The organism is Mesorhizobium sp. M5C.F.Ca.IN.020.29.1.1, from assembly GCF_003997375.1.
In the GTDB taxonomy this organism is placed as follows: domain Bacteria; phylum Pseudomonadota; class Alphaproteobacteria; order Rhizobiales; family Rhizobiaceae; genus Mesorhizobium; species Mesorhizobium wenxiniae.
Window position 1 is genome coordinate 1 of record NZ_RZSW01000922.1, and the last position, 1543, is coordinate 1543.

General features: G+C 59.8%; 1 protein-coding gene and 1 pseudogene. One reads left to right on the top strand and one right to left on the bottom strand.

The window, feature by feature from the left end; genetic code table 11:
* Window positions 1-25 precede the first annotated feature (25 nt).
* Window positions 26-394 (bottom strand): DUF5330 domain-containing protein, encoded by a 369-nt coding sequence (locus tag EOA85_RS35000; protein WP_127212707.1) that lies wholly within the window; start codon window positions 392-394, stop codon window positions 26-28.
* Window positions 395-928: 534 nt separating this feature from the next.
* Here EOA85_RS35000 and EOA85_RS35005 point away from each other — a divergent pair.
* Window positions 929-1543 (top strand): annotated as a pseudogene (locus EOA85_RS35005) (PAS domain-containing sensor histidine kinase); the annotation flags it as partial.

Genomic DNA, 1543 nt, shown 5'->3' on the forward strand with positions numbered 1-1543 from the left:
CAGTGACAGATGCGCTGAAAATATCTCAGTTTTTCGCCGGCAACTCGACTTTCGCGGGCAAGTGGACTCTCGCCGGTACGACGATGTCTTCCGGCACGCTGCCGGTCGTTGTCGCCGTGTCGGGTTCGGCGGTCTTGTCGTCCAACATGGCGGCCGCGATCTTGGCTGTCTCCTTGGCCCGGGCGGTGATCGTGTGCATTGCGGACTTGCCGGTCTCGCACACGTCGGGCTTCCGCTCGCATATGCCGGCAATATCGCCAACGGCTTCGCGTGCCGCAAACAACGCCTGGATCGGCCCGACGCTTTGGTGGCCTGTCTCGTCGGAGCCGACATTCAGCGGCAGCGCCAGAAGCACCAGCGAAAACCAGAAAGCCATTCTGATCAGAAAGCCCATCTGTATGCCCTCATCCTTGACCGGATCATGCATTCGGCGACATGTCATCTTTTATGGGGTACGATAGTGGCATAGACGCTCAAAGGACGGCTTGCCCGGTCAGCGAAAATTTTCCTCGAATTTTAGGCAAACTCGAAACGAAGTATTTTGCAATGGATTTGTATCAAATCCAGCCGATTTTCTTCACTTAAGGTTAACTATCCATCTGCCTGTTTTACTTAGTTATTTCCCTAAACCGCGGCGTGCCGGTGGCGACTGTCAGAGGCGAAAGGGCGGTCCGCCCGGATAACGCTCCATTTACTATGGCCGCAATTTCCAAGGTTTTGCCGCGCCGGCCTCCCAATATTTCTCTCAGGCTGGGCATTGATCGGTCCCGCCTTATCCATTCCTTAAACGCTGGATGCGAGTTTCAGATCAATAAAAGCAACCTGCGAAGCAGGGCTGTTCACGACCAGGTGCGAGTGCGTTGAGTTGAGTTCGATAAGGGCCAGATACGTTGAGTTGCCCGGCGCGATGGCAGCCGGTTGCGAACGTATGGTTCATCCGTCGATCCTCGGAAAGAACGACCGCCGGTGCCAGGGGCGGTTTATCGGTGTCATGCTGGCCGCTCCGTTCTTTGCCGCAGGTGCAGCAGTCACGCTGGTTACCTCGGGCATGGGCGTGGCCGTGACCATGGCTGCGATCTTTGCGACGTTCGGCCTCTGCTGGTTTGCTGCCTTGCTGGTGGCAGCATCGGGCAAGATGGCGTTCGCCGGCCAGGTCGCCCTTGTGATGGGCAGTCTTGCTCTTGCCGGTGTCATTGCCGCTGCGGGCGGGATGGCCTCGCCGGTCGCCATGCTTGTCGTGGCGCTGCCGTTCGAAGCCTGGTGGATCGGCGCGTCTCGGCGCGCTGCACTCTGGGGTGCCGCATCCGCATTTGTCGCTATCCTGCTGCAGGCTTTTGCCGGTTCTGTTTTCCCGTTCGGCCCGGCGGAAACCGCTGCCTGGCACTGGCTGCTGCCGCTGGCTTGGGCGGTCACCTTGGTTCCCCGCGTAGCAGCACTTGGCAGCCCGGCCGGCGCGCAGCTAGATCCGGCGACCGATGACCGGCTCGAGAACATCATCGACGCCGTTGTCCTGCGGGCCGGCAGGCATGGCGAGGTCCTGGAT